Here is a 1,631-nt window from a genome sequence, read left to right as displayed (position 1 = left end):
GAGCTAGGCAGTGTTAGCCAAGCAGCCGAAAGGCTTTCTATTACTCAGTCAGCGGCCAGCATGTCTTTAAGCCAACTTGAAAAGTTGTTAGGGCGAGATTTGTTTGTGCGTCAAGGTAAAGATATGCGCCTGAGCCATTGGGGCAACTGGCTTCGCCCCAAAGCAAAACGACTTTTGCAAGATGCTGAACAAATTGAATTAGGATTTTTTGACCAGCATATTTTTAGTGGCAGCATTAACATCGGCGCAAGCCAAACCCCTGCTGAACATCTGGTGCCCGAGCTTATCAGTAAAATTGATAATGATTTTCCCGAGATTCGTGTTGGGTTAGAAGTCAGAAGTACGCACCGCGTGATTCAAGGGGTACTGAACTACCAATACGATATTGGTATTATCGAAGGCCGTTGCGATGATAACCGAACTCACCAAGAAGAGTGGTGCCGAGATCACTTAGTGGTGGTAAGTTCTGCCCACCATCCTTACGCTAAAAACAAACGCGTAAGCCTTTCACAGCTGGAACAAGCTAAGTGGGTTTTAAGAGAAGGCGGGGCAGGCACTCGTGAGATATTCGAAAGCGCGATGGTCCCTTTAATACCCGATTTAGACGTGTGGCGTGAACACTCTTACGTTCCTGTTATCCGAACCATGGTTGCCAATGGTCAGTATCTTTCATGCTTACCCTACTTGGATGTTGCACCCAACATTGCACGTGGTGAATTAGCCGCTCTCAATGTGCCAGAACTCAAAATGGATCGTGCTATTTCATTTATTTGGCGTGCCGATGTGGGCGACCACCCTCTTCTCGAGTGCCTTAAACGAGAAGGGCACAGAATGATCAAAAACAGCAAAACGGTAGAACGATAATTCGCCCCACCGTTTGGCTGTTACCTTGATGTGCAAAATACTAAAACCCGAACAAGATACTGAAATGTGAGAAAGATATTTGCACACAGAGATCAAATCCAACGTTAACTGATTGACTAACGTTGGATTTGATATTCACTCAAACCTGCTTTTCCCTTGAATCCTGGCTCTAATGATAGCCATCATGATATTTGATGATTCTCTTCACTTCGATTGCGCCATAGCTATTCGTTAGAGTGCATAAATAAAATTGATGATCTCTATCAGTCAATGACACCGTCAGTTAATTACACACTCATCGCTCTTTTCTTTTTTAAAGTCACTCTCAATCTAGCAAGTTTACATTGGTAAATTGCAAATCTTGTTCGCTTTACACCTTAAATTGCAACGTTTGTGCATTCAGTTCCTCAGCCGATTGCGCCACTTCATGACTCGCTCCCGCTAACTGCTCAGCACTCGCCGAAGTCTGAAGAGACATCTCACTAATAGTTGCAATACTGTCGCTCACCGTATCTGTGACTTTGGCTTGCTCTTCTGCCGCCGTAGACACTTGTTCCATTTGCTCATTGATCTGATTAATCGATGAGAGAATATCCACAAAGTTCTGCTTGGTTTGTTCGGAGAGATCAGCGGTCACCTTGACTTGGTTTTCACACCGACTCATATTCACACTTGCCGAATCCGCGGCTTCTTGAACCGACGATATCATCGTCTGGATTTCAGAAGCAGATGTTTGAGTTCTTTGCGCCAAGGTTAGATCGGAAGAG

2 protein-coding genes are annotated in these 1,631 nt (G+C 44.7%); one reads left to right on the top strand and one right to left on the bottom strand.

The window, feature by feature from the left end; genetic code table 11:
* Nucleotides 1–864: LysR substrate-binding domain-containing protein (locus tag ACP45E_RS08165; RefSeq protein ID WP_069584873.1), on the top strand; the 864-nt coding region annotated here is incomplete at its 5' end.
* Nucleotides 865–1,234: 370 nt separating this feature from the next.
* Here ACP45E_RS08165 and ACP45E_RS08160 read toward each other — a convergent pair.
* Nucleotides 1,235–1,631 (bottom strand): methyl-accepting chemotaxis protein (locus ACP45E_RS08160; RefSeq protein WP_241824286.1); only part of this gene is annotated, 397 nt, incomplete at its 5' end.

Origin of the sequence: Vibrio genomosp. F10 str. 9ZD137 (genome assembly GCF_049974785.1) — a bacterium.
Taxonomy (GTDB): domain Bacteria; phylum Pseudomonadota; class Gammaproteobacteria; order Enterobacterales; family Vibrionaceae; genus Vibrio.
This window is presented reverse-complemented; position numbering and strand designations above follow the sequence as displayed.